The 26514-nt window shown below is 57.9% G+C and carries 26 protein-coding genes and 1 riboswitch; of the genes, 15 read left to right on the plus strand and 11 right to left on the minus strand.

Going from position 1 to position 26514, the window contains the following annotated elements; all coding sequences use genetic code 11:
• Positions 1–304: 304 nt before the first annotated feature.
• Positions 305–1543: a hypothetical protein gene (locus Q8O29_RS15455; RefSeq protein WP_305564346.1), complete on the minus strand. Its 1239-nt coding sequence runs from the start codon at positions 1541–1543 to the stop codon at positions 305–307.
• Between the two features lie 216 nt (positions 1544–1759).
• On the opposite strand from Q8O29_RS15455, the gene Q8O29_RS15460 reads away from it, so the two are divergent.
• Both Q8O29_RS15460 and Q8O29_RS15465 read left to right on the plus strand, forming a co-directional pair.
• The gene (locus tag Q8O29_RS15460; RefSeq protein ID WP_305564348.1) at positions 1760–2236 is read left to right on the plus strand and encodes a hypothetical protein; all 477 of its coding nucleotides are present in this window, start codon (positions 1760–1762) and stop codon (positions 2234–2236) included.
• 63 nt (positions 2237–2299) lie between these two features.
• Positions 2300–2620 carry a hypothetical protein gene (locus Q8O29_RS15465; protein WP_305564350.1) on the plus strand — a complete coding sequence of 107 codons (321 nt, stop codon included), beginning with the start codon at positions 2300–2302 and terminating at the stop codon, positions 2618–2620.
• Positions 2621–2658: 38 nt separating this feature from the next.
• Here Q8O29_RS15465 and Q8O29_RS15470 read toward each other — a convergent pair whose 3' ends face one another.
• Positions 2659–3498 (minus strand): DnaB-like helicase C-terminal domain-containing protein, encoded by an 840-nt coding sequence (locus tag Q8O29_RS15470; protein ID WP_305564352.1) that lies wholly within the window; start codon positions 3496–3498, stop codon positions 2659–2661.
• Positions 3499–3818: 320 nt separating this feature from the next.
• On the opposite strand from Q8O29_RS15470, the gene rpsU reads away from it, so the two are divergent.
• From rpsU to Q8O29_RS15490, 4 genes are all read left to right on the plus strand, one after another.
• Positions 3819–4031, plus strand: coding sequence for a 30S ribosomal protein S21 (gene rpsU / locus Q8O29_RS15475; RefSeq protein WP_007872347.1), 213 nt, complete (start codon positions 3819–3821; stop codon positions 4029–4031).
• Positions 4032–4135: 104 nt separating this feature from the next.
• Positions 4136–4597 carry a GatB/YqeY domain-containing protein gene (locus Q8O29_RS15480; RefSeq protein ID WP_305564354.1) on the plus strand — a complete coding sequence of 154 codons (462 nt, stop codon included), beginning with the start codon at positions 4136–4138 and terminating at the stop codon, positions 4595–4597.
• Positions 4598–4671: 74 nt separating this feature from the next.
• A complete protein-coding gene (locus Q8O29_RS15485) occupies positions 4672–4899 on the plus strand; it encodes a plasmid stabilization protein (protein ID WP_371134254.1) in 228 nt (75 codons plus the stop codon).
• Positions 4900–4920: 21 nt separating this feature from the next.
• A complete protein-coding gene (locus Q8O29_RS15490) occupies positions 4921–5343 on the plus strand; it encodes a type II toxin-antitoxin system VapC family toxin (protein WP_305564357.1) in 423 nt (140 codons plus the stop codon).
• A gap of 28 nt (positions 5344–5371) precedes the next feature.
• Here Q8O29_RS15490 and pmbA read toward each other — a convergent pair whose 3' ends face one another.
• Positions 5372–6763, minus strand: coding sequence for a metalloprotease PmbA (gene pmbA / locus Q8O29_RS15495; RefSeq protein ID WP_305564359.1), 1392 nt, complete (start codon positions 6761–6763; stop codon positions 5372–5374).
• A 25-nt stretch (positions 6764–6788) separates the two neighbouring features.
• Between pmbA and yjgA the strand changes: the two genes are divergently transcribed.
• Complete coding sequence (gene yjgA, locus Q8O29_RS15500; RefSeq protein ID WP_305564361.1) at positions 6789–7376, plus strand: ribosome biogenesis factor YjgA; 588 nt, start codon at positions 6789–6791, stop codon at positions 7374–7376.
• Positions 7373–7966, plus strand: coding sequence for a molybdopterin adenylyltransferase (gene mog / locus Q8O29_RS15505; protein ID WP_305564363.1), 594 nt, complete (start codon positions 7373–7375; stop codon positions 7964–7966). Before yjgA ends, mog begins: the two co-directional genes overlap by 4 nt.
• Positions 7967–7981: 15 nt before the next feature.
• Here mog and Q8O29_RS15510 read toward each other — a convergent pair whose 3' ends face one another.
• Positions 7982–10840 carry a DUF349 domain-containing protein gene (locus tag Q8O29_RS15510; protein ID WP_305564365.1) on the minus strand — a complete coding sequence of 953 codons (2859 nt, stop codon included), beginning with the start codon at positions 10838–10840 and terminating at the stop codon, positions 7982–7984.
• 39 nt (positions 10841–10879) lie between these two features.
• Positions 10880–11533 carry a DUF748 domain-containing protein gene (locus Q8O29_RS15515; protein WP_305564367.1) on the minus strand — a complete coding sequence of 218 codons (654 nt, stop codon included), beginning with the start codon at positions 11531–11533 and terminating at the stop codon, positions 10880–10882.
• Between the two features lie 12 nt (positions 11534–11545).
• On the opposite strand from Q8O29_RS15515, the gene Q8O29_RS15520 reads away from it, so the two are divergent.
• The 4 genes from Q8O29_RS15520 to nrdR all read left to right on the plus strand — a co-directional run bounded on the left by Q8O29_RS15520 (position 11546) and on the right by nrdR (position 15303).
• Positions 11546–12025: a hypothetical protein gene (locus Q8O29_RS15520; protein WP_305564369.1), complete on the plus strand. Its 480-nt coding sequence runs from the start codon at positions 11546–11548 to the stop codon at positions 12023–12025.
• 376 nt (positions 12026–12401) lie between these two features.
• On the plus strand, positions 12402–13277 hold the full coding sequence (locus Q8O29_RS15525) for a lytic transglycosylase domain-containing protein (protein WP_305564371.1): 876 nt from the start codon (positions 12402–12404) through the stop codon (positions 13275–13277).
• Positions 13278–13328: 51 nt separating this feature from the next.
• Positions 13329–13459, plus strand: a riboswitch (ZMP/ZTP riboswitch).
• Positions 13460–13509: 50 nt separating this feature from the next.
• Positions 13510–14754 carry a serine hydroxymethyltransferase gene (gene glyA, locus Q8O29_RS15530; RefSeq protein ID WP_305564373.1) on the plus strand — a complete coding sequence of 415 codons (1245 nt, stop codon included), beginning with the start codon at positions 13510–13512 and terminating at the stop codon, positions 14752–14754.
• A gap of 99 nt (positions 14755–14853) precedes the next feature.
• The gene (gene nrdR, locus Q8O29_RS15535; RefSeq protein WP_305564375.1) at positions 14854–15303 is read left to right on the plus strand and encodes a transcriptional regulator NrdR; all 450 of its coding nucleotides are present in this window, start codon (positions 14854–14856) and stop codon (positions 15301–15303) included.
• Positions 15304–15319: 16 nt separating this feature from the next.
• Here nrdR and Q8O29_RS15540 read toward each other — a convergent pair whose 3' ends face one another.
• From Q8O29_RS15540 to Q8O29_RS15565, 6 genes are all read right to left on the minus strand, one after another.
• The gene (locus tag Q8O29_RS15540; RefSeq protein ID WP_305564377.1) at positions 15320–15748 is read right to left on the minus strand and encodes a type IV pilin protein; all 429 of its coding nucleotides are present in this window, start codon (positions 15746–15748) and stop codon (positions 15320–15322) included.
• A gap of 41 nt (positions 15749–15789) precedes the next feature.
• Entirely contained in the window at positions 15790–20490 is a 4701-nt protein-coding gene (locus Q8O29_RS15545) for a pilus assembly protein (protein ID WP_305564379.1), read from the minus strand.
• A gap of 20 nt (positions 20491–20510) precedes the next feature.
• A complete protein-coding gene (locus Q8O29_RS15550; protein ID WP_305564381.1) occupies positions 20511–21014 on the minus strand; it encodes a PilX N-terminal domain-containing pilus assembly protein in 504 nt (167 codons plus the stop codon).
• Between the two features lie 128 nt (positions 21015–21142).
• The gene (locus Q8O29_RS15555; RefSeq protein ID WP_305564383.1) at positions 21143–22327 is read right to left on the minus strand and encodes a PilW family protein; all 1185 of its coding nucleotides are present in this window, start codon (positions 22325–22327) and stop codon (positions 21143–21145) included.
• Entirely contained in the window at positions 22324–22854 is a 531-nt protein-coding gene (pilV, locus tag Q8O29_RS15560) for a type IV pilus modification protein PilV (RefSeq protein ID WP_305564385.1), read from the minus strand. The genes Q8O29_RS15555 and pilV overlap by 4 nt, the downstream gene beginning before the upstream one ends.
• Positions 22855–22874: 20 nt before the next feature.
• Positions 22875–23504, minus strand: a complete 630-nt coding sequence (locus Q8O29_RS15565; RefSeq protein WP_305564387.1) for a GspH/FimT family pseudopilin — start codon at positions 23502–23504, stop codon at positions 22875–22877.
• 78 nt (positions 23505–23582) lie between these two features.
• On the opposite strand from Q8O29_RS15565, the gene ribD reads away from it, so the two are divergent.
• The 3 genes from ribD to ribBA are packed head-to-tail and all read left to right on the plus strand — an operon-like array spanning position 23583 to position 26514.
• Positions 23583–24704 carry a bifunctional diaminohydroxyphosphoribosylaminopyrimidine deaminase/5-amino-6-(5-phosphoribosylamino)uracil reductase RibD gene (gene ribD, locus Q8O29_RS15570; protein WP_305564389.1) on the plus strand — a complete coding sequence of 374 codons (1122 nt, stop codon included), beginning with the start codon at positions 23583–23585 and terminating at the stop codon, positions 24702–24704.
• Between the two features lie 55 nt (positions 24705–24759).
• Positions 24760–25395 (plus strand): riboflavin synthase, encoded by a 636-nt coding sequence (locus Q8O29_RS15575; RefSeq protein WP_305564391.1) that lies wholly within the window; start codon positions 24760–24762, stop codon positions 25393–25395.
• Between the two features lie 3 nt (positions 25396–25398).
• Positions 25399–26514, plus strand: coding sequence for a bifunctional 3,4-dihydroxy-2-butanone-4-phosphate synthase/GTP cyclohydrolase II (gene ribBA, locus Q8O29_RS15580; RefSeq protein ID WP_305564393.1), 1116 nt, complete (start codon positions 25399–25401; stop codon positions 26512–26514).

Genomic DNA, 26514 nt, shown 5'->3' on the forward strand with positions numbered 1-26514 from the left:
CATCCATCGTTGTGGCTTGCGAGATCGCTATTTGCGCAATTTCGATCGTCTCATCATCCCCGGTAACTGGACGTGCCATGACTTTCTCCATCAAGTATGATGGAGGATATTATTGCACTAATGTTGTGGAAATGGAATAAGGTTAAAAACTCTGGCATCTGCAAGTTGATTGATAGCCCAGGATGCACCTCAAAGAGAGTCTGCGTGAGCTGCTTGATCGGTTGACTCGTAATCAACGAGACGCCAGCCAGCACCATGGCATGGTCATCTGGATCAAGCGCCTCACTGAAATTTGTCCCGGCTCTTACCCCCGCTGCAAATTCTGCACACAGTCCAGCGCCACTGAAACAGCCTCATCGATAGTCACGCGCGCGCCGACTAGCCCGCGACAGGCTCTGATCAGTGCTTGCGCGTAGTTCATCAGCAGGTTTAGTCGAACGCAGCTTTTAGAGTGCCCAGGGAGAATGCACCATTGCAGCAACCGAGGTGCTGACTCAACTCGCTGAAAGTCAATCGCCTGGATTTGATTCAACAATCGACTGAATTCCAAAAAATCTTCGCTGCGATGAAAGGGGAAAAGTGTTGTCAACCGCATAGCGAATAGCCAGTCACGGCCAGCCATAGGAAGATTACTCAGACTGAAGATTGGCACATGCGGCAATGCAGGGCATGGAATAGGCCGTAAAACTGTACGCCGATGGGTTGACTTGGTGATGCCGAGATTCGCAAACGTATCTGGCACGCTGTGCCCGTTGAAAAGTGCGTCTTGTACCCGCTGCGCGTCAATTTCGGGTTGGCCGCTGGCAATCAAGTGAAGAACGCCGATTGATTCAGTTCTCAAGGCTTGCAATGCGTACACAACTGCGGTCGGTCCGTGTTGCTTGGCTCGGCTGACTATTCGATTTACCAATGCCATGCTCAGGCTAGGGCGGTGTAGCAGGATGGAATCAAGGGCAGACTCAAGCCCGCCGATAACCCAATGCACAGCCGAGCAGAGTTGCTCGCGGAGTATTGCCAAAGCCTTGACTTCAATCCTTTTAAGAGCCTCATCATCAACGAATATCTCTTTCCCAAATTCATGGAAGCGCAGTAGCTTAGATATTGAATGGACGCAACGAGGAACGGTTTTGCCACTGGTTGACAACGCATCCCAGAGTTCCGGCTTGATCCAGTTTTTCAGGCAATCATCTGAACCAAGGCGCAAACTCATGCTGTTAAGCGCTATCGGCGCATGTCGCGCCACCACCAACTTGTTTTCTACTTTTTCCCAAAGTATTTTGGGCTCTTCAAGTGGTGGTTGGTCGATCCAAATCGCAGCTGCAAAAACTCCGTCCTCTGTGGTGGCTAAACATTTAATCTTGCCTGGTTTGTAGCTGCTACCCAGTGGCAACGGGCCAATCATCGCTCGCGAAATTCCGGGTGTTGGGCGATCAACCACCTCAAATGCGTACTCAGCACCCCATGACTCAAGCGGAAATAACGAAAGCTGCCTCGGTTGAGAGCAACAATCCGCATGTAAATTGAATGCTGTTTCACTGTTCATTTCAGAACAGTTTCGTTATTGCTGCGTCAATGCGTGTCGCATACGAATCCTAGGCTGCCGCCAATCGGGCTCGTTCATCACCTATGAAATTACGGCAACGGTTGTGGAGTCTGCGATGCTTGAGTGGTGGCTACAGGGGTTTGGGGATAGCGTGAGCAATATCGAGCGTAGTTCACCGCAAATACAATAATTCTCACGAAAACTTGCAAAATCAACATGGAAAAATTTACGCCTCAACAACTACGCCAACGCGCGTTTATACGCGCAGCACGGGTTTTGCAACACTACTGGGAGGAGCAACAACACGACACCAAGCGCGATGGAAGCCGAGAAGATGCGAGAGTGCATTCCAGGCTGTTTGATCCCCTTATTTACGAGAAGTATATTTTTGCAGGCACTTCAACTAAAGGTGGCAGCTATAAAGAGCATCTGGTGCCCTGCGCCATGCTGCGCAATCGAGCCTTTGAAATGTACTGGGATAAAAAGAGCGTCGAAGAAGTTGCTTCAATGCTTGAGAAATTCTTGCGGGTCGCACACATTACAGCAGAAGAGGCAAGACGAATTGATTACCACCACAAGTGGAAAACAACTATGCCAGCAGGATGGAGCTTTGAAACAGGTTCAGTGATGGCACGGCTCACAGGGGCAGATATCGAACTCATACCCACGGTTCAGTCTGGCGAAGAACATTGATGGCCTAGGCAAGACTTTTTACACTCCGCGTTTTTCAACAATTAACCTTTTGCGAGACTGCCCATGAATACAAAAATTGATTTGCCAAGCAACTGGGTTTGCGATGGCCGCGAGCTGAAACCGAAAAATGGTGCGACGTCATCAAGCACCTGGGTTTTTGATGGCAAAGAAATTAAACCCAAGTCGGGAGCCACTTCCTCAAATACATGGCTCTGGGACGGGAAAGAGCTCAAACCCAAGAATGGCGCGCTGTCGAGCAATACATGGATGGTGGAAGGAAGAAAAATCAAACCAAAAAACGGTGCAATCTCGTCCAATACATATGACATGGATGAGCTGCCCATTCTTGCAGTGGCGGGCAAACTGGTTTTGAGGCTCTATTAGTCATCAACCGTGCTATTTGAAAGCTACGTTTTCCCGCCTCAAATGCCGGGAAGATTTTTGAAGCGCAGTGGGTCTCTATCAAATCTAAGTTGAACCTCACCGGCGATACCATCGCTGAGCTTGTTGAAGCCTAGAGTTACCTTGCCTGCGTCACAGCTTTGAGTCGGGTCGCTGCAAGCTGCTGGATGAAGAATCATGACGACATCAGCAACTTCACCGATGACCTCGGCCAGGGGATGTCCGTTCAAACCTGGCTGACGTGAATCATCCGCATCAACGATGCATGGGATTTGCGTGAGAACCATCACGGCGAGTTGAAATTCCTTGGCAACAAGTTTCAGACTGCGGAGCGTGATTCCTGCGAGCAGCGCGGCTTCGCCGCCGTTGACCATGCTTGGGCGAATCAATTCGAGAGCATCAATGACCAGCAAACCAAGTCTCGTGGGCTTCAGGGCAAGGGCCAGCTTGAGTACTTTCGTTCTCAAGCTAGTGGGGGTCAAGCCAATTCCGGAGTGGACATGCAAGCCCCCAGTCTGGAGCTCGGCATAGGCTGCTGCCAATCGGGCTCGTTCATCCTCCGTCCAAGCACCCGCACGCGTGCCGTGAAGGTCAACTCGCCCCAGGGAACCCAACATCCTTCGAGCCAACTCCCTGCCGCTCATTCGCATGGAAAAAACAGCCGCCGGATGACATTCCCTGAGCGCGACATGTTCTGCAATATTCAGTGCCAGGGTTGAGGCATGCTCCAAGGACTGACTGGCCAGGACAATCAAATCCCCCGCGCGCATTCCGGATGTCATGTCATCGATGGCCTTGAAGCCGCTTGAGATGCCTGCTAGGCAACCTGGGTTACTTTCCTGGTCTTCATAGCGGTCCATCCCTTCGTCGACATATGCATGAATCGGCTGGAAATCAGCCCCCTGACACGACCGCTGTGCCTCTTCTTCAAAAAAAAAAGTGCATCCAGGTCAAAACTCCAGCTCAAGCGAGATGCTTTTGAAGCGTTGGGTAAAGTCATGTCTGGCTCTGATTCCATAGGGGAGTCCCAGTCTGGCAACCTTCACGTCATTTCATGTCGCAGCGGGCGATTCTTTCTGCCTGCTATAATCTCAGGCTTTGCTAGCAAACCCGCGTCTGGCCTGATTCTGATCAAATCTCACGGCTGAACAAGATGCATACTTTTGGACCCCCTTCATCAATGACGACCATTCGTGTAAAAGACAATGAGCCCTTCGACGTGGCTCTGCGCCGTTTCAAGCGCACCATCGAAAAACTCGGCCTGCTGACCGACCTGCGCGCTAGAGAGTTTTACGAAAAGCCCACCGCCGAGCGCAAGCGCAAGAAAGCTGCCGCCGTCAAGCGCAACTACAAGCGCATCCGCTCGATGCAGCTGCCTAAAAAGCTGTACTAAAAGTACACGCCTTACGGCAAACCAAAAGCCCGCACGAGGACGCTCTGCGGGCTTTTGTGTTTTTGAATTCTTTTTGACCGAAACCTCTTTTCCTGGAGACCCCCATGTCCCTCAAAGACCAGATCACCGAAGACATGAAAACCGCCATGCGCGCCAAGGACAGCGAGCGCCTGGGCACCATCCGCCTGCTGCTGGCGGCGCTCAAACAGAAAGAAATCGATGAGCGCGTGGTGCTTGACGACGCCGCCGTGGTCGCCATCGTCGACAAGCTGATCAAGCAGCGCAAGGACTCGATTGAAGCCTTCCAGAAGGCCGAGCGCAAAGACCTGGCCGACAAGGAAGCCGCAGAGTTGCTGGTGCTACAGGCCTACCTGCCCGCCCGTTTGAGCAGTGAAGAGGTCGCCGCCGAGGTCAAGGCCATCGTCACGGAACTGGGCGTTGAACTTGGGCGTGCTGTGGGCCCCGGCGACATGGGCAAGGTCATGGGCGCGGTGAAAGCCAAACTCGCTGGCAAGGCCGACATGGGGCAGGTGTCTGCTGCGGTCAAGGCGGAGCTGGCGGGATAAGCTTGTCAATTGACTTCATTGCATGCATTGCATACAATGAAGTCGCTGTAACTTCAAAGGAGAACGATGTGGCCATGCTGACCATTCGCAACCTCGACGAGTCTGTCAAAACAATGCTTCGCGTTCAAGCCGCGCAACACGGCTGGGCCATGGAAGAAGAGGCCAGGCGCATCCTGACGCAGGCCACGCAAGGCCAACGGCCTGAGCTCAAACTTGGCAGCCGCATTCATGAGCGCTTCAAAAAGATTGGCGGGCTGGACTTGCCCGCTCGCCAAAAAACAAGATCAGCCCCGACGTTTTAGCCAGAGAAGCGTTAACGCCCTATGTATTTGCTCGATACAAACGTGTTGTCGGAGTTGATGCGCGCCGCGCCCTCACCCGCCTTGCTTGCATGGATGGATGCGCAAGCTGGCCAGGACTTGTTTATCTGCGCCATCACCCGTGCCGAGATTGAACTCGGCATAACACTCTTGCCCCAAGGCAAGCGCCGCACGGCTCTGGCCGTTCAGGCCCAGGCCATGTTTGATGAAGATTTTGCAGGCCGGTGCCTGTCATTTGACGAGCGCTGCGCGCCGCTTTATGCGGACCTTGTGGCGTCACGCACCCGCCAGGGTTTGCCCATTTCTGTTGAGGACGCGCAGATAGCGGCGATCAGCCTGGCAAATCAGAAGAATCTGGCAACACGAAATACCTCAGATTTTGTGAAAATCACCGGCTTGTCACTGACCAATCCCTGGCTCACCTGAACACGCGTATTGCCAGCGTGTTTACCCATCAGCTTCCTGCGACCTTCATCCTGTTGATCAGGATAGAGCCCACACTTTTGGCGCCGTAGTTGTAGACATCGGCACCCACCGCCTGGATGCCCATCAGCATGTCCTTGAGGTTGCCGGCAATCGTGATCTCTTCCACCGGATAGGCAATCCGGCCCTTCTCGACCCAGAAGCCCGACGCACCGCGCGAATAGTCGCCCGTCACGTAGTTCACGCCCTGCCCCATCAGCTCGGTCACAAACAGACCTGTGCCGAGCTTTTTGAGCATGGCGTCAAGGTCGTCGCCGGCTTTTGTCTGGCGGCTGCTCATCACCAGGTTGTGCGAGCCGCCGGCATTGCCGGTGGTACGCATGCCCAGCTTGCGTGCCGAGTAGGTGCTCAGGAAGTAGCCGCGCACGATGCCGGCGTCCACCACCGTGCGGGCGCGGGTCTTGACGCCTTCTTCATCAAAGGGCGAGCTGCCCTTGCCTTTTTTCACGAACGGATCTTCGGTGATGTCGATGTGCGCCGGAAACGCCGGCTTGCCCAGGCTGTTCAGCAAAAACGTGCTCTTGCGGTAGAGCGCGCCGCCGCTGATGGCCTGCACAAAGCCGCCCAGCAGGCCGGCGGCCAGCGGCGACTCAAACAACACTGGGCACTGGGTGGTCTTGATCTTGCGGCTCTTCAGGCGCGCCAGCGTGCGTTCGGCAGCGTAGCGTCCCACGGCCTGCGCGCTGGCCAGCTCACTGGCGTCGCGCATGGAGCTGTACCAGGCATCGCGCTGCATCTGGCTGCCCTTGCCGGCAATCGCTGCGGCAGAGATGCTGTGGCGCGAACTGGCATACCCACCGCGAAAGCCGCGCGTGTGCGCGCTGAAAAAATGGCTTTGCTGGGCCGACACGCCCGCGCCTTCGCTGTTGGTGATCAGCTTGCTGGTATCGAAGACCGCGGCTTCGCATTCCAGTGCCAGGGTGGCGGCGCCAGCAGAGTCGATGGCCCAGGGGTGGAACAGATCAAGCTCGCGATGCACCCGCGCGATGTCGCGGTCGGCCGGCAGGCCGGAGGTTTTGTCCTCGGCGGTGAAACGCGCAATGTCGTAGGCCGCCTTGACGGTTTGCTGAATCGCGGCTTTGGAAAAATCGCTGGTGGCCGCGTTGCCGCGTTTCTGGCCGACGTAAACCGTGATACCCAGCGACTTGTCGCGATTGCGCTCGACGTTTTCAAGCTCGCCCTTGCGCACGCTGACACTCAGGCCGCAGCCTTCGGAGGCCTCTGCCGCAGCGTCGGTGGCGCCGATTTTTTTGGCGTGGGCCAGTGCGCTGTCAACCAGGCCTTCAAAGAAATCGCGGTGATAACTGAAGCCCGACTCGGGGCGGGAAGCGGCGGATGTTGTCTTGGGGGTCTTTGGGGTCATATGGGTAGCTATGATACTGACTGCTATGAACAACAAGACTCCCAAGGCCATCAAGGGCTACTGGTCGCACGGCCGCTTCGTCAAACCCGAAGAAATCGCGCTCGAAGAAGTCGGCCCGCCGAGCAAGACCCAGCTCAAGGCCGAGGCCGATGAAAAGCAAGCCCTCGGCGAAGCCCTGCTGACCCTGCGCGCCGACCTGATGGCGCGCCTGGACCTGCCTGAAAAACTGATTGACGCGATTGCCCAGGCCAAAAAAATCACCAACTTCGAGGGCAAGCGCCGTCAGATGCAGTTCATCGGCAAGCTGATGCGGCCGCTGGACACCGAACCGATTCGCGCCGCGATTGACGAGCAGAAAAACGGCTCGGCGCAATTGACGCTGGCGCTGCATTTGGCCGAACAGTGGCGCGACAAGCTGATTGCCTCGGACGACGCACTCAGCGACTGGCTGACCGAGCACCCGGACACCGATTCGCAGCAACTGCGCGCGCTGATCCGCCAGGCCCGCAAGGACGCCAAACCCGAAAAGCCCGGCGAAGCACCGCGCCACGCCAAGTCCTACCGCGAAATTTTCCAGCTGGTGCGGGAAACACTGGCGCAGGAGGACGCGTGAGTGCCAATTACGAGGCAGTAACCATCGGCATCGTCTCGGTCAGCGACCGCGCCTCCAGCGGCGTTTACGAAGACAAGGGCCTGCCTGCGCTCAAGGAATGGCTGGGCCGCGCGCTGCGCAACCCGATCCGTTTTGAAGAACGCCTGATCCCCGATGAAAAAGAACACATCAGCGCCACGCTGATAGCCCTGGTCGACGCCGGCTGCTCGCTGGTGCTGACCACCGGCGGCACCGGCCCGGCCCTGCGCGACGTGACGCCCGAAGCGACACTGGCGGTGGCGCACAAGGAAATGCCGGGTTTTGGCGAGCAGATGCGCCAGATCAGCCTGAGGTTTGTCCCGACCGCGATTTTGTCGCGCCAGTGCGCGGTGATTCGCGACCAGAGCCTGATCCTGAACCTGCCGGGTCAGCCCAAGGCAATTGCCGAGACGCTGGAGGGCCTGAAAAACGCCGACGGCTCGCAGGCGGTAGCCGGCATTTTTGCGGCTGTTCCGTATTGCATCGACCTGATAGGCGGGCCTTACCTGGAAACCAACGAAGCAGTCTGCAAGGCTTTCAGGCCGAAATCAGCCGTCCGGCCCGCGCGCTGAGCGGGCAGTCGCCACTCAACGTTTGAGCAGGGCCTTCAGCGCATTCTGCACGCGCCGTGCATTGCTGGCGTCAAAGCTGGCGGCCAGCACCTTGGCAGCGTCTTCACCCCAGGTCTCTGCCGGTGCAGGCGCATTGCGTTTGGTCAGCAACTGCAGCTGTAGCATGCGGCGCGCGCTGATGTGTTCGGCAGGCGTCGGCAACTCGGCGGCGATCTCCAGGCGCAGCAGGGCTTCAGAAGCGTCTTTGCCAGGCGCGGCACCCAGCGCCTGAACCCAGCTGCTGCGCACCGCTGGCGTGACCAGCTTGCCCAACTCCTGCGCGGCCGGCAATTGCGCCGGATCGCGTTTTTCCCATGCGCTCAGCAGATTCGTCAGTACCTCACCATGCGCATGCATAGAGAGTTTTTTCAAGGCCTGGTTGGCCGCCTCAAACGCCTCACGCTGGGCCCGGAAGGCCGCGTCGCCCAGCCGCGGACCACGCTCTTCAAAAGCCGGGCGCTCGCCGCGATCCGGACGCGCCTCAAAACTGCGCTCCGGGCGGTAAGGCTCAAACTTGTTGTCGGTGCTGGCGCGCGGACCGCCGGGCTTGCCGCCGGGACGCGCATCCTTGCGGTCGCCAAATTTGCCGCCACGGCCTGTAGATGCAGGATCGGCTTTGCGCATGCCGGGACGGTCGTCGCCCCGCATGGCGACCACCGGTTTCGGGGCCGGCTTGGGCGCGGGCGGCGGCGCGGCAGCTTCTGGCGCTGTAGCCGCTACTGCCTCCGCCTCCGCCTCCGCTTCCGCTTCCGCTTCCGCTTCGGGCTCTGTAGCGGCATTCCCTTCAGCCGGTACAACTTCTGGCGTCTCGGGAGTTGCTATGATTTCGATAGCTGCTTGCGCAGGTACAGCGTGGGCTACAGCCCGATTTTGCTCTGAATCCGGAGTCTCTTCGGGCATTTGCACTGGAGCTAGAACTTCAGCTAGCGCCGAGGCAACAGGCACCTGCCCGCGAACCACCGCCTCCAGCGCCTTGGCAGCGGCATGAATTTTCTGCGCATCACCCGTCGCAGCGGCAGCGTCCACCGCTTTGGCGGCTTCCAGCACACGGCGGTCATGCTCACCCAGCGCGGATGCGGCTTTTTCGCGCTCAACGGTCTTGCGCTGGAAGGCATCGTCAATCGGCTTGCGGAAGGCATCCCAGAGCTTTTGCTCCTGCTTGCGCTCGATCGGCACGGCCTGCGCCTCGTGCTGCCAGCGCTGCTGCAGGTGCTTGACCGCATCGATATGCAGTTGCGGCTCGGCGCCCAGCACCTGGGCTTCTTCAATCATCGCCCTGCGGCGCGCCAGGCTGTCGGCACGCGCGGCTTTCAGCGCGGCATCGGCGGCATCCATCGCGGTCTTCCATTGCGGCTGGATCTCGGCAAAGGCTTTTTCGCTCAGGTGGCCGGCTGCAGTCCACTTCTCGACAAAACCGTTGAGGCTGCGGATCTGGTGCTTCCAGTCGGTGTTGCCCTGGTTGGCTTCGGCCCAGGTCAGCACCTCGTCGATCAACACGCGGCGCTCGGCCTTGACGGCTTCGCTTTGCTCCTTGACCTTGTCGAGCCAGGCTTCGACGACCTTGTGGGCTTCGTTGCAGGCGTCGTCAAAACGCTTCCACATGGCGTGATTGGGTGTGCCGCCCTGGTCGCTGGTTTTCCAGAGTTCGCGCATCGCGCGCAAGGCTTCCTGCTGCTTGCGACCGCCCAGGGGTTTGGCCACCAGGGCTTCGGCCTTGGCCACCAGCTCTTCACGAATCTGGTCGGCACGCCAGCGTTGCCAGCCTTCCAGTTCGCCAGCAGCCGTGAGCGCCGCATGGGCGGCGGCCTCCAGGGTGTTGTCAATGTTGCGGATGTTTTCTTTCAGCGCCTGGCGCAACTCAGCGGCCACTTTGGGGGTGGACTTGCCGTGGCCCTCGGTGACTTCATGCTCCAGCCTGGCGAGCGCAGCCTGCACGATGGCGGTCGATTTTTCGCGCATCTCCTTGAGCACGGCAGGATCGATTTTGGCCTTGGGCGCGCGCGCGGGATGATCCCCCGCTGCTGCGTCACCGCCGCGTGGTGTGCCGCGTGCTGCGCGCAACTCGTCAGCCCAGACCGGCACGGCCGGCAGCGGCGCGGCCGCATCTTCGGCGGCGGCCACGGCCAGCGAGAGAGCGCCCTGGAAGGCTTCCCACACGGCCAGCAACTGGCCACGCGAGGCTTCGAGCAGCGGCGGAAACTTGGCATCCACGCTGGCCCAATTGGCGTCTTGCGCGATCTCGTCGGCCTGGGCCTGCCAGTGCGCCACGTCGGCACGCAATGCGTCCCAGGCGGACTGGGCATCGCGCCATGATTTGGTCGACAACACTTCAATGCGCTGCGCAATCAGCACGGCGGCCTCGCGCTGCACCTGTGCGCGGTGCTGCAGGTCTTCAATCGTCTTGACGCGGTCAGCGAGTTGGCCCTTCAGGCCGGCCAGGGGTTCGCGCGACAGCGGCGCACCGGCCTTGGCCGCATCACGCTGCCAGGCCAGCGCGTCGGCCAGGTTGAGTTTTTTCAGCGCCAGCAGGGCCTGGCCTTTTTCAGCCCACTCGGCCGCAACAGCCTCCTGGTTCTTGGCGCGTTTGGCTTCGTCGAGTTTTTCCTTGAGCGGCTTGGCGGCACCCTTGTCGCGATTCGCCAGGTCTTTAAAAACCTCGGCCATCTGCTCGGCGCTGGGTTCGGTGGCCAGCCACTCGCGGATGCGCGCCGTACGCTCACCGGAGGTCGGCGCCGAGAAGGCACCGCCGGTCAGGCCGTCCAGGGGATGGCTGTCGGCCGGTTTGGTGGACGGCGTTTTCACGGCGGAAGTTTCTGGCTTGGAAGGTTTGGACATGGGAAAACGCAGCATAAAAATTAATAACAGCCGGTCGGATCAACCGTGCTGGCGGTAGGCCAGCACACGCGGCCAGGAAGGGTAGGGAAGGTGAACGGTCAGCGAAAAAAAAGGGGTCACGGCTCGCAAGGCCTGAACACACCCACGCTTTAAAAATAAAGCACTGCGGGTATTTTCGCTGTTTTTACGGCATCGCCAAATTAAGCTCCGCACGCGGTGTCCATGGGGGTCGGGCGGCAGCGTTTTGGGGGCGCCCAGAAAAAGCCGCGCCGGCGCCAGGTCCCGGCTCGCCAGGCGGGCCGGCAGGTAGCCCAGGTAAGGCTGCAGGTCCAACGCACTGAGCCGGAAAGTGGCATCGGTCTTGCGGGTCTGGGCAAAGGGCGTGCCCTCGGCGGCGGTGTCAAAGCGGCTGCCATTGAGCGTGAAGGTCAGGTGCGGCGCGATTTTGATGTCGCGCTGGGAGCGCAGCTTGCTCAAAAAAGGCATCGACAGGTTCAGGTCCCGCAGTTCGTGGCGCTTGCGCACGGCCAGGTCGTTGAAGTCGGCTCGGCCGCCGCTGAGCACCAGGTTGTACAGCGCAAAACGCTGCGGCTTGCCAGCCGGATCATCGGCGGCCGGTTGGAGGCGCTCCAGAATGTCGTCGATGTCGTAGCGCCCTTCCCCCAGCATAGGCGTCGAGTCTTTCGTGCCCATGCGCAAAGGTCAATGACTTTTATTGAGCGTTTCAAATCAATCCTTCACCCCACACCTCTCCGCAAGGGCGAGGGTGAGAGCCGTCCAAATCACTGTCGTGTAATTGAAAAAGATCAATCCGGCGATGCCATCAGAACACCCCAAATAAAAAACCCCGGGCAGCTTAGGCTGACCGGGGCTGACGGCGAACATGATGCTCATGCCGTCGGGCTTCGCAAAGAAGAGAAGTTCGTCTTCAGTGCGATGAGAGCAAGTGATTGCTCTCAGGTTTACCGGGAATGGTTACCCAGCGAATGCTTGAGGTACTCAAGCAATTGCAGAATAAACCTCCCGCACGCTGCGGGCAAGTCAATATTTGTAATCAAAAAAGAGCGGACGATTGCTGTTTTCTGGAAGGTTTTACATCTTGGGGTTTTGTCCTACATACAGTCGGCAACAAACACCGATGAGGTTTTTTTGGCGCCTGTCTCAATGCTCCAGCGGTTTCTTTAAAAATGCTGCAAGGCCTTGAGCTGCTTCAATTTACTGGAAAAAACTACAGCTATTTCTGAATTTTCTTAAATTCGAATTAACTAGAGCGGTCACCCGAAAATCCACAGAATCGGCAGAAACAGGTGGTTGCCGCCTTGAAATTCAGCCTTTTATCCATATATTTATATATCAATTTTATTTGATATTATTGACAAGTTATTTAGACCGCCCATAGAATTCGCCGTTCCAAAGAAAACCAAGGGACAACCCGAACCCGCTGCCGAATCCGGCAAAGTCAGACAAAGGGGTCAACACCTCAAGGCACGGCCTTGGTTTGATGGCGACCCAATCAAAGCGTGAGAGCTCGAAAAAGCCGCCGCGCGTAGAAAGGAGTGCTATGACAGCGCTAGGACAATCAAGCCCCGCAGCCACCTTGCGGGCAATTCAGAAAAATGTGGGCAACAGTCTTGCAAGCATCGCAGACGACATTGCTCAGGGCTTTTTCGAAATCACGCACAACAGTTTTGCACTGGTCGGCCTGGCCGTGGTGTTTGCCGTGATCACACTCACCGCCCGGCCCGACCTGCGTCAGGCGGGTGAATCGCGTCTGATGACGTGGCTGCAGGAGCGCCAGGAAGCAGCCATCGGCTTTACCGAGCCCGGCGCGATTGACCGCGCCACGGCCGCCAACCCCAAGGACCTGCCCAAGCAGCAGGCTGCAGTGGCTTTCTGGCTCAGCCGCAAATACGGCATTGCGCCCGAGCCGCTGAGCGTGCTGGTGGCCGAAGCTTTTGAGATTGGCCAAAAAGCCAAGCTCGACCCCACCCTCATCCTGGCCATCATGGCCATCGAATCAGGCTTTAACCCCTTCGCCCAAAGCCCGGTGGGGGCGCAGGGCCTGATGCAGGTCATGACCAAGATTCACCATGACAAGTATGAGAACTTCGGCGGCAAGCTGGCCGCCTTCGACCCGGTGACCAACCTGCGTGTCGGCGTCAAGGTTCTGCAGGAGTGCATTGCCCGCGCCGGTTCGCTCGAAGCAGGCCTCAAGTTTTATGTCGGTGCGGCCAATCTTGAAAGCGACGGCGGTTATGCCGCCAAGGTCATGGCCGAACATGCCCGCCTACTGGCCGTTGCCAACGGCCGGGCTCCGGTCTATGCGCCGGTGCGGCCACCGTTGGCTATTCCGGCCTCCATGCCGCTCAATTCCGAAAGTCCGGAATTGTCCGGGCCAAAAGCCAGCGAAAAAGTCGCCAGCCTGTCCGTGTCCTGAAGGGTCTGGCCGGCGTCCGATCTGGGGTTTCGGCAGCGACTCCGTTACACTAAGGCGGTGCGCGACTGGCGATAGGCTTGCCCTGATCACGGGGCAAGGCTGACGTGGGATTACCACTGGGAAGCGCACCGTCGGCTGTCATCGGTGACAGCGGCGTTCAGCCGTTCGCCTGGGCAGCCCTTGTTTCATGCACCCCCGTGCCAGGACAGGGACCACGTCTTGAAGGACTGCCGTGTACAACCGAAACATTCTCGTCGAACAAACCGACCCCGAACTGTGGGCTGCCATCCTCGCTGAAAACGCGCGCCAGGAGCACCACATCGAGCTGATCGCCAGCGAAAACTACGCCTCGCCCGCCGTGATGGCCGCGCAGGGCTCGCAGCTCACCAATAAATACGCCGAAGGCTACCCCGGCCGCCGCTACTACGGCGGCTGCGAACATGTGGACGTGGCCGAGCAACTGGCGATTGACCGCGTCAAGAAAATATTCGGCGCAGAAGCCGCCAACGTGCAGCCGCATTGCGGCGCATCTGCCAACGAAGCCGTGTTTCTGGCTTTTCTCAAGCCCGGCGACACCATCATGGGCATGAGCCTGGCCGAAGGTGGCCACCTGACCCATGGCATGGCGCTGAACATGAGTGGCAAGTGGTTCAAGGTGGTGAGCTACGGCCTGAACGACAAGGAAGAAATCGACTACGACGCCATGGAACGCAAGGCTCACGAGTCAAAACCCAAGCTGATCATTGCGGGCGCCTCGGCTTACAGCCTGCGGATCGACTTTGAGCGTTTCGCCAAAGTGGCCAAGGCCGTCGGTGCGATCTTCATGGTGGACATTGCCCACTACGCCGGCCTGGTCGCTGCGGGCGTCTACCCGAATCCGGTGCCGCACGCCGACGTGGTGACATCGACCACACACAAAAGCCTGCGCGGCCCACGCGGCGGCATCATCCTGATGAAGGCCGAACACGAAAAAGCCATCAACAGCGCCATCTTCCCCGGCCTGCAGGGCGGCCCGCTGATGCATGTGATCGCGGCGAAAGCCGTTGCCTTCAAGGAAGCACTGGCCCCCGAGTTCAAGACCTACCAGCAGCAGGTGTTGAAAAACGCACAGGCCATGGCAGAGACGCTGACACAGCGCGGACTGCGCATCGTCAGCGGCCGCACTGAAAGCCACCTCATGCTGGTCGACCTGCGCGCCAAGGGCATCACCGGCAAAGAGGCTGAAGCCGTGCTGGGCAGCGCGCACATGACCATCAATAAAAACGCGATTCCCAACGACCCGGAAAAACCCATGGTGACCAGCGGCGTGCGCATCGGCACCCCGGCCATGACGACGCGCGGCTTCAAGGACGAAGAAGCGCGTTTGACGGCCAACCTGATCGCAGACGTGCTCGACAATCCCCGTGACACGGCGAACATCGAAGCGGTCCGCGCCAAGGTCAACGCACTGACCAGCCGTTTCCCGGTTTACCGCTGAATCCGCAGCACTGCGCAGACGCTATTATTTTTATAGCTGCCTGCGCATATCCAACAAGGGCTGGAGGCCAATTGTGCTTATAAACTCAGGCAAGGCAGCATGAAATGCCCCTTCTGCGGCAACCTCGAAACCCAGGTGGTCGAAACCCGGGTGTCAGAAGACGCAGACTTCATACGCCGCCGTCGCCAGTGCGGCGCGTGTGAAAAACGTTTCACCACCTACGAGCGGCCCGACGTCAACTTCCCGGCCATCGTCAAAAAGGACGGCCGCCGCATTGAGTACAAGCGCAGCAAAATCCTCGGCTCCATGAGCCTGGCCCTGCGCAAACGCCCGGTCAGCACCGAGCAGGTGGACGCGGCGATAGAACGCATCGAAGAAAAACTGCTGAACCTGGGCCTGCGCGAAGTGCCCTCCACCCGGCTCGGAGAACTCGTGATGCGCGAGCTGAAAAAGCTCGACAAGGTAGCCTACGTGCGTTTCGCCAGCGTCTACCGCAGCTTTGAGGATATTGACGAGTTCAAGACGCTGGTTGATGAGGTGCGGCGCTGAGCTGAGCTGCAGTGAGCTATTTGTTCCAGCAACTGGCGGCATCTCCCACGCTCTGCCCTTTGACACCAAGATTGGTCAGCGTCAAATTGCCACACACAGTGTCCGTCCAGCCAGAGGGCGTTGCAGTCAGGGTAAAAGATGTGGCAGTTGTGGTCCCACTCAATGCCACGTCATATCGTTTTGTACCCGCAGTCGGCGACAGCGTAAGCGCGGTTGGCAAGGCAGGTGCAACTCCACCGCTGTTAACGTACCGGAAATTGACCGCCCTATACCGCTCCATAAACTGCGCCGCCTCCAGCAATACAGTTTTCGCACTGGTCCTATGTCCACGCTCAATATAGGACGTGTACGAAGGCAGTGCAATCGCAGCCAAAATGCCGATGATGGCCACAGCAATCATTAATTCAATTAGCGTAAAACCACTGGTGTGCTTGCGTGTTTTCAATTTTCTCCCCTCTTGCTGAGATTAATGCGGCCACAAGTCACCTACTTAAGCTGGCGCCAGATCTGCCGACTAACTCCGCTGCTGGTGCCAGAAGTGGTTGAAGGCCTTAAATTTATCTGGAGCACCTGAGTTTTTCCACAAACCCCATTGATGCAGACCGTTTGTTGACCACCAACACTGGTTGAGAAGGTCGTCGTAGAAATAGTGTCATTAAATATAGTCTGACTGATATACAGAGCTGGCGGGCCATTGTCCTGCAGCACAAAAACACCTCGGGGCGACCCACCGCGAATGCGAACCGAGTTTGCAGTGATATCGCTGAATACTTTTTTGTATCCACCCGTCAAGGCATCTACTCCTGTGATCCAAGCATCCAATCCGGCTTCGCAATCATCCACACTCGGAACAATCGAGGTAAACAAAAACGCATCCACTACACCGGAGACGGTATAACGTACCGGTGGAGCTATCACCCGCTCCCCTGCGGTGATATTAGCTCCTGTCAACGGTACCACCCATCCTTTCTTTCCTGCCACCGTATACCAATCTGGCGTTGCGCCCGCTGATGTCGTACGAACGTCACTGGTGACACCCCCGACCGGGGCAGGCATATTGATAGTCATCGACGACAGCGTCGACTCCGCGACGAACGGCGTGGAACTGAGGGTATGCAGCAAGTCGTCATAAATGCCATACAACGCCTGCACTGTAGTGATGGCCGGGTCCGCCGCGCTCAAATAACTACCCGTTCCAAAGTAGATCATCTTGCCACCCGTCGTGTTAGCGTGCAAGGGCGCTGCACCGACCTTGATCTCGGCTGTGATAGGTCTTCCCGTCGGGGTGGTGTAAATCAGGGCGCCGGCACTGCCAGAACTTGGATCAAAGCGCCAGATATTTCCTTTGTAGTCCGCGCCGTACACGTACTCGATCGTGTCTCGGTTGCCCGATGTTTTTCGAACCAGCTCGACTGCCCCCATACCATTGCTCGTGAGGGAAGCGTTGGTCGGTATGACCCGGAGAATATTACCGTCGCTTAATCTCACGACGTAGAGATTCGCTGTTCCCGCGCTGCTGTTGTAGCCATTGCCAAAAATAGCAACCCAAGTTCCGTCTGCCAGCTTGCCGATACCGGGCCGGCCCATGATGTTGCCAAATGTCGTGCCAACACCAGAGGTGGACGAATTGATTTCCCACAAAATGCTGTTGGCAGAAAATGTTTTTGAACTGGCATTGACAGCAAACACTGTTTTGGCGCCACTACCGCCAGCAGCAACCACCACGGTCCGCCAATTGGTGGTGGCATCACCGGGCACAGTGATCTTGGCGTGCCCGACAGCGATCGAGCCATCCACAAAATTTTGGTGCTGGTAGCCTGGGTCTGCCAAATTTTTAACACTGCCCCTCACCGCCTGCGGCATAAAACCGAGCAATTCGCCGCCGCCAGTTGCGTCCGGCTCTGCATCAAAAATATGGAAAAATCCGCTGTTTGTCCCCACTGCGAGCGTTTCAAAATTAATTGAACTCAAAAAACTTGTGTAAGTCGAGTCACTCGCTGCATAGTCCAAATTTTTCGCTGAAATAATTTGCGGATCAGAATTAACAATATCGCCCAATACCGAGCCGTAATCGGCCGCTGCTGTACTGCCGCGGTTTCGGAAATTGCCCCCTCTTCGCTCCTCTCCAGTTTTGTCGCCTAGAAGGTACTCATAAGTTGGGGCGTTAACAAAGTCAGTTTGCACAGTACCTGGCAACGTGGCATAGCCGCCAGAAGTCAAGGCAAGAGGTGCAGTTGCTCCCCCCTGGCCAAGAAACAGCTTGGTGCGCGACGCCGGGACAGGGATTTTTGAAGAAACTTCCCAAATAGGTGTGTCAGATACCGCGCCGCTCGTTGCAATGGAAAAAGCGTACAAGCGCGAAGTCCATGTCAGCGAATCGTAGTTGGCCTGGTAAATGGCGGCTGATCCCAAGCTCCGCTGCCCCACACCCACCACGCTGGTGCTGGCCACTGCCGCCAATGCAGCAGCAGAACGGAAGGCCTTGGCCATCTGGTCCGGAAGGTTGGCTGGATTGTTGACTTTGAAATAATTGGTGGGATCACCGTTGGAGTCCAGCAGGCCCGCGCCACCGTATTTGGCGGCGTACCACAAGGTGTCATGCGGTATGTAGCCTGAGACTGTCGAACTTGCCGCGAAATCCAAGGTGCGGGAAGTGGCAAGGTGCGGCAACACCGTGCTGTTGGCTCGAGACCCGTCCGCAGGAGCGGGGTCCTGAACCGTCGGAGTCAGGAGCGTATCCAGGTAATACTTGATTTGAGGATTCACTCGAACGCTGGGGTTACCGATTTTGGGCCTGCTGGACATGTCCAGATATAGGCCGTCTTTGGTCGTTCCGGTGATGGTGTAACCAAGGTGCATTTCAATGTCGGCAGCACTTGTATTGATAGGTGACAGCGCCACAACCACCTTGCCAGCAGCATTAATACTGACGGTGTAACCAACCACCGCATCGGTTTCGTTGTCGCCGCCAGCGTCGGTGTCAGAAAAGTTCACGACAAAAGACATCGTTGGCCGCCCGCCGTTGATGGCTGCGTTGTAGTCGGGCCCCGTGGTTCCGCTGGTGTTGTTGAAAGTGTCCAGGTAAAAGCCGGTGATGGAACCCGTTGGCTGAAACGCGCCATAGGCTGAACTGCTGACGAGGTTGCTGGGACCTACCGATTTGGAAACAGGAACCATTGAGACTGTTTTACCGTTGTATGAAATTTCGATTTTTGGCACTACGCTACCAAGAACCACAGCAATGGTGTCTACTGTTGCGTTGGTCGTCGTCATGGGCACCGATGGGGGGTTGCCAATCTGGAAGCCTGTTACTTTTCCAAAACGCGCTATCGCCGCAGAATAAAAACTCCCGCGCGACTGCGTGGCGTCCGGCACATGTCCCTGGAGCTGCGCAAAAGAACTGGCAGGTTTCGCCGTAGGGTTTCCGTCACTGAGCGTGCCCGACTGGCCAATGAAGACGTTCCGTGTCCCCAGATTTTCCGACTTTGTAACCGGAGACGTCACCGGCGGGGGGCCCCAGATGATGTTGGATTGGGTGGTCACATTCACCCCGGCAAGGTCGCCTTGGGGAGGAGCAAGCGGGTTGCCCATTTGCGCCAGTACCGGAAAGTACGCCCCCGGAATCCCGTCATTGTCAAATGTGGTCACCGCGTCCGCAATCACCATCTGTACAGGACGCGAACAGATGGGACTGCCCCCATCCGCTTTGGCCCTGAAAGGGTTTTGCCACGGTGAGGAGCCCGTGCCCATCAATGGCAGTTGAAGCCTTGAGTCCGGTGAATTGTTGACATTGACACCATTCGCATATGCCGAAAATCCCGAGCCTTTCCCCGCAAAATAACGTAGCCCTTCGTACATCATTTCCCCGATAGGAGCCCCCCATGAAGGGCAAGCACCTTCTATCTGCAATGAATTGAAATTGTTATTGCAGTAATATCCGTCCCCTTTCCAGCCATAGATGGAAATGCGGTCGATGGTTCGGGCTATACCGTCAACCGTCGCCGTGCCTTCGGTCACCTGCCGAAAAACGCCATTGGAAGGAGTTACCTCATCTGAAAATTTGGCAATGTTGCGACGGACAACCCCGCCAGAGTAATTGTTCCTGAATGAACCAGTGAGCAAGCCAAATTTCAGTTGGTCGCTGACCGAATAGTCATGCAACACACCCGTTGGCTTCCATATAACAGGTGCCGCTGCAGGGTACCCCGTACAGCCTGTTTCCCGGGCGCCGCTCAAGGTAACGCAGGCCTCGACCCTAAGGGTGTAGGCTGTACTGGTGATACCAAAGGCAGTACTGGCGGCAATATTGGCATTGCCATCTGCAGAAGTCCAGTTCCAGATGCGATTGGTAACCTGATCGGCATTAAGTATCACCCGCAGTCTCGGGGCTGGCATTGGAAATGGATAGACACCCGAACCCGCATTCGCAGGCGTAGTCCCTGATGCGTAAGCATCACTTCTCACGGCAAACAGATGCTGCTTGCCCGCTGCGGGCGCCGCGAGGTCGGTGTAGTGGGTGATGTTGTAGCTGTCGCGCCCCGTCACCGGCCTGTATTCTTTGCCCCAGACATGGCTGTCCTGGGGAATAAACGCCCCTTGTAAAACCGTGGTGCCTGACGCTGAGGTGGGGTCTGACACGCGATGACCTCCGTACAGTACGCGGCGAAGCGCATCCATGCGCGAAGTCGTGGCCCAGTTCAGCCAATTTCCGTGCCACCGCGCGCTTGATGAAGCCGTCAAACACCCGTCACTGCTCTTGGCTACATCTTTAGGACTGAATCTTGAGTTACCCGAGTCGTACAAATAACAGCGATCCGACGCGAAGTTGCCATAGTAGGTAATGGAGGGCTTGAACCCGACGTCAGGTATGCCGTCGGCATTCAGATCGCTGGCATCGTTGTAGGCGGCATAAAAAAGTCGATGGTCCTTGCTCATGGTCAACATGACAAGACCAGGCGCACTTTTCAGAGCCAACAGCGGTACACCTGCAATACTCACGGTGGTTTGCGCATTTGCGCTTTTCAGCGGCATGCCGCCCAGCGCCAGCGCTAAAACCAGCGCTGCAAGGTACCAGACGGTGGAGACAACCCGCTGCCGCCAATTCGCTGGCACAGTCCACGCCCTTCGCGGCCCCATGCCCAGGCCAATCACAGGTTTGTTTTCCGAAAAAATTGCTGGCTTGTTCATGGTGAACCCCTTAAAACTTGCTATGGCGTTGTCGTCTGGACATACATGACCTGCACAATGGACTCTGCAGCGCCTGATCCGCCGGTACTGCGTGCAGTCACTCTGTATGTGCGAGCAGTGGTAGTGGCACCTACCACAGTACTCACTAACTCAATCACATATTTCGCACTCTCGGAGTTGTTGGCATAAGGCGTGCCCACAGACGCAGCACAGCTTGTCCAGCTGAACGGGGTCGTTGCAACGCATGCACCTGCTGCAACTGTCGCTCCTGCGCCTTGCGTCCAGAAATTTCCATTGTCACCCTCGCTGAATGGGGGGTCGTAATGGCCGAGTGCGGCCGTCGAAAATCCGCCACTCTCAATAACCTGCAAAGCTTCTTTGCCCGCACTTTCGGCGGACTGGAAAGAAACATTTCGATCCAGCAGGTTACCTGTCATGCGTCCGGACAGGGTCGTGTTACGAAAACCAATCATGCCGATTGATATGAGCATGACCAACAAAACCAAACCAATAATCAAGGTCATGCCGCGCTGCGATTTCCTCTGGAGCGGAAGGCGACATGAAAACGGTCTTCGCACTAAATCCACAGCGTGCTGGTTTCGAAGGAAAATACTTGCAATGTGGCTATCTGGCATATGGTCTGTCCGTCCCTCTATCGTGCTGCAACACTGTTGCGCATAACCACGGTAGTGGAAAACTCTTTACGAAGCCGGTTGGTCGATGAGCCAGTAGGCAGGGAATAGGCTTGCCCCAACAATGTGGGTGTCGTCAACGCAACATCGGGGCTGGTGTGGTCCTCTGCGCTGACCATCATCAGCCCTACACGTACTGCAACGATGCGCCCCCAGTCAGTCACAGTTGCCGCAGAGCTACGCCACTCATCAGCGACAAGCGTAGCGGACCCGCTAGCATCTACCTGGGTATTTTCACCATAATGCAGTTGCATGCTTTCTACGTTAGACACAAGCTCTTCAGGGTTGGATCTGCTTATGCCATTGAAAGTAATTCGATACAGACTAGGCGTGGAAGAACCACTGCGGGTTGCGACATAAAAAAAATTCCATTGCGCCAACATGACAATCGCCCCAGCTCGGGCGCTCGCGCCGGAGGTGATAGGAGGACCAAACTGGTAGCTGTTGGTGAATGTGTCCGCACTGTTGCCGGTTCCGTCGTGGGCAATGGTTGTAACGCCTGCGCTGGTACTCACCGTCCCCTCAAAAATGCTGGATGAATTGCAATCAGAAACGATCATGGTGTTTGCACCGCTCCAGCCATACACATTGGAAGAAATAGTCAACGGCGAATTGCCTGACGGCATCTCCACCGTGACGCCAACAGTATTAGCGCCGCCGCCCGCGAAAAATAGGCTGTCTGTGCCATTGGATGCAGGAACCGCTCCAGACGAGAACATCGCGCTTGGCACGCTGTCAAAACCGCGAATGAAATTAAGCGACGTGAAGGGCTGCACCGTCACCTCCGCGTTGCCGGATTCAACAGTTGCCAACGGATTGGGGCCGCTGATGGTGTTCGGATTTGACGACGCCAGGACATTGCCCGGATAACGAGTCGTCACACCCGCCACCGTCAGCGTCTGGATGCCGGAGCAACCCGCAAAACCAGCCATGCGAAGCTCTCTTGCGATGGTATCCAGTGCAAAATTCGCGTCTTCCTGCAATCGGCCAGTACTCTCCTGAAAGCGAAAGGCGCTTTTTACCGCAACATACACCGAAGACAGTCCTATAAGCACGGCCATACTTAACACGAGCGAAATCATTAGCTCGATCAGCGTAAACCCCCTTTGCCCACTGCCACGACGACTACTTTGAAATTTCCTCATAGCCGCAACTCAAAAACAAAAGTTTGGAAAGCTGCAACTGAATTATCCGTACACGCGGTGGTCGCGGCTTCACTCAAGGTTCCCAGGCAATTGGACCAGCGCACCTCAATCTCCAGTTTGCGAGCACCACCGGAGACGGTATTGGTGATTTTTCCGTCACCCTGCGGCAATTGAACCGCTAGGGCCTCCAGCCACTCTTTTTTATCCTTCATGGCTATTGTTGTAGGACTGGCGGGCGGCGTGTCTGCGTAAGCCGTAATGTATTGGCTGGTTGCAGACAATGCCACCGTCGGATTGGCGCGAATCCGGTCAGCCATGTCTGCGGCCAGTTGGCTGGCTTTGGACATAGCTTCGGACGCCGCAGCATTGGATATACCCTTGACCAGCAGTCCAGCGACGCCCAACAGTCCAAACGACAGAATCACCATGGTGACCAAAACTTCTATCAAGCTGAAGCCTACCTGCTTATTGGTCGCCTTGGTAGCGCGTTTTGGTGCACGCGGGAAGAAGTGAGGCTCTTTTGTCATATGAGGTTGCTTCTACACTTCTAGTCCGTAGGGCAGCTTGCACCGCTGGCCACACGGGTGGTTCGTACACGACCTGACACGTTAAGAACAAGACAATGTCGTTCACTGGTATCGTCAAAGAACCAAAACGACCGATTGGCCGACGCTCCTGTCGTGGTAATCAATCGCCCCACTCCGTTGTAGGTAAAGTAATTGAGTGTTCCCGTTTGCCCTGTGCTGATAGGTCCCGATGGCGCTGAAACTACCTCCACGCGAGTCACGCCTGTAACGCCCGTCGTATCGGCCGTTGGAGCCACCCCTGCGTTAGCGGTCCCTGTACCATCCACAAATACCGTCCAGCCGTTGACCCAGACGCCAGCTACAGTATTTGCTGCAACCGTGACTCGCGCGTCGGCACCGCGCTTGACAGCCTCCGACCTTGCCAGGCTGAGAGACACTTGCAACGCGGATACCGCTGCGGAAAGACGGTTGCGTCGCAACATGTCGGCAAAAGAAGGCGCGGCGAGGGCTGCCAAAATAGCCACGATCACGACCACTACCATCAGCTCAATAAGAGTAAATCCCGCCGAAAACCACCCGATTTTCGGCAAAAGTCTGATTCGGGATTGCTGGCCCATATCCCCTAACCCAAACGAAGTTTCTCTGTCCATATAGAGGATGTTACGCAAGCGAGGCAGACCAGCGGGTACAGTACCGACGAACGGTTATCGCACCTAGCTAAGCGGCACATGACAAATTCAACTCATCTTGCATTGACCAACGAGACGCAGCAAGCCTTGCAACTGGCATTGCGCGCACGACTGCCCAGTCCACCTAACCCGAGCGTGGGTTGCTTGATCCCAGACTCTCACGGACGCATTCTCGGCCAAGGCCACACCCAAGCCGCCGGCGGCCCACACGCCGAGATCATGGCACTGCGTGACGCGGCCTTGAAGGGCCACGATGTTGCTGGCGCCACCGCCTACGTCACCCTGGAGCCCTGCTCCCATCACGGCCGCACCGGCCCCTGCTGCGACGCCTTGATCGCCGCTGGCATCAAAAAGGTAGTGGCATCCATCGCGGACCCCAATCCGCTGGTTGCAGGACAGGGTTTTGCGCGGCTGCGGGCTGCCGGCATCGCGGTTGAGGTCGGCCCCGGCGCCGCCGAGTCCCGCGAACTGAACATCGGCTTTTTCAGCCGCATGGTCCGCAAGACCCCCTGGGTTCGCATGAAAGTCGCGGCCTCGCTGGACGGCAAGACCGCGCTGGACAACGGCGCCAGCCAGTGGATCACGTCGGACACCGCCCGCGCGGACGGTCATGCCTGGCGGGCGCGCTCATGTGCCGTGCTGACCGGGATTGGCACGGTGCTGGAAGACGACCCCCGCCTCGACGTGCGGCTGGTGGACACGCCGCGCCAGCCGCACCTGGTGGTGGTCGACAGCCGGCTGGAAACGCCGCTGGACGCGCAGCTTTTCATCCCCGGCCGCACCATCTACATCTACGCAGCGGAGCAAAACGGCGCCAAAAAGGCGGCACTGGAGGCACGCGGCGCCACCGTCGTTTACCAGCCGGGCGTCAATGGCAAGGTGGACCTGGCGGCCATGCTGCACGACCTGGCGCGCCGCGAGGTCAATGAGCTGCATGTAGAAGCCGGACACAAACTCAATGGGTCGCTGATCCGCGAGGGTCTAGTCGATGAGTTTCTGGTCTACCTCGCCCCCAAGCTGATAGGCCAAGGCAGCGGCATGGCCAGCTTTGGACCGATTACCGAGCTTTCGCATGCGGTGGAACTGGATTTCCGCTCCAGCGAGCGTCTCGGCCCCGACCTGCGCATTGTCGCCAGGGTTCGCGGGCGCGACTCCTTTTAAGCCCTGATTACGGAGCCGCGCCATACGCTGCGGCAATCTCTGCGAAAATACGCCCATGTTTACCGGAATCATTACCGGCGTGGGGCGCATCGTCGCTGTCCATCGCCTGGGCAGCTCTTTGGACCACGGCAAGCGCCTCGACATCGAGGCGCCGGCGGGCTACCTCGACGACGTGGGCCTGGGTGACAGCATCGCGCTCAACGGCGCCTGCATGACGGTCACGACGCTGACTCTCGAAAAAAACCAGTTTTCCATCGAAATTTCTACCGAGTCGCTGAAAAAAACCAGTGGTCTGGCGGAAGCTGGCCCCATCAATCTTGAAAAAGCCTTGCGCGCCCATGACCGCCTGGGTGGCCACATCGTCGCCGGCCATGTGGACGGCGTCGGCACCATCACGCATTTTGCGCAGATAGGGGAAAGCTGGGAATTGCGGATTCTGGCGCCCAGGGAACTGGCCAAATACCTGGCCTACAAGGGCTCCATCACCGTCAATGGCGTCAGCCTGACGGTCAACCGGGTGGCCGACCTCGACGGCGCGGCGCCCGGCTGCGAGATCAGCATCAACCTGATCAGCCACACCGTGCAGAACACGGCGTTGGGTCACCTGCGCGTCCAATCGCAGGTCAACCTCGAAATCGACCTCGTCGCGCGTTATGTCGAACGCATGCTCCAAAACGGAAAGAACACCTGACCCATGATGATCGCCATCTCCCCTGTTGAAGACATCGTGGCTGACATGCGCGCCGGCCGCATGGTCATCCTGGTCGATGAGGAAGACCGCGAAAATGAAGGTGACCTGGTACTGGCCGCAGACCATGTCAGCGCCGAAGCCATCAACTTCATGGCCCGCTACGGCCGCGGCCTGATTTGCCTGACGCTCACGCGCGAGCGCTGCGAAAGACTGCAGTTGCCGCCCATGGTGGCGCGCAATGGGACCAAGATGGGTACCGCCTTCACCGTGTCGATCGAGGCCGCCGAGGGTGTGACCACCGGTATTTCCGCAGCGGACCGGGCCCGCACGGTGCAAGCCGCCGTGGCCAGGGACGCGCAGGTCAGCGACCTGGTCCAGCCCGGCCATATTTTCCCGCTGCAGGCGGTTGATGGGGGCGTGCTGATGCGCGCCGGCCACACCGAAGCGGGCTGCGACCTCGCCGGCATGGCCGGCTGCTCGCCGTCTGCCGTGATCTGCGAGATCATGAAGGACGACGGCACCATGGCGCGTCTGCCGGACTTGCAAGTCTTCGCCGCAGAACACGGCCTGAAAATCGGCACCATCGCCGACCTGATCGAGCACCGCAGCCGCCATGATTCACTGATCGAAAAAATCGGCGAACGCACCATCCAGACCGCCTTCGGCGAGTTTGCCGTGCATGCTTTCAAGGACAAGCCCAGCCAGGGGCTGCACCTGGCGCTCGTCAAGGGCCCATGGGCCGAAGGCGAAACCGTGGCCGTGCGCGTGCACGAGCCGCTGTCCGTGCTGGACGCCCTGGAAACCGCCCGCTCCATGCATTCCTGGAGCCTGGACCAAAGTCTGGCGCACCTGGCAAAGGCAGGCAAGGGTGTGGCGGTGCTGCTCAATTGCGGCGAAAGCGCGGCCCAGTTGCTGGCGCAGTTTGAAGGCACGGCGCGCGCCAGCCAGGCGCCCGAGCGCGGCCGCATGGACCTGCGCACTTACGGCGTGGGCGCGCAAATCCTGCGCGAGTGCGGCGTCCACAAGATGGAACTGATGGGCAACCCCCGCCGCATGCCCAGCATGACGGGTTACGGACTTGAAATTACCGGCTACATCGCCAAAAACCCAAAGGAGTAA

This window comes from Polaromonas sp. (assembly GCF_030689685.1).
In the GTDB taxonomy this organism is placed as follows: Bacteria; Pseudomonadota; Gammaproteobacteria; order Burkholderiales; family Burkholderiaceae_C; genus Polaromonas.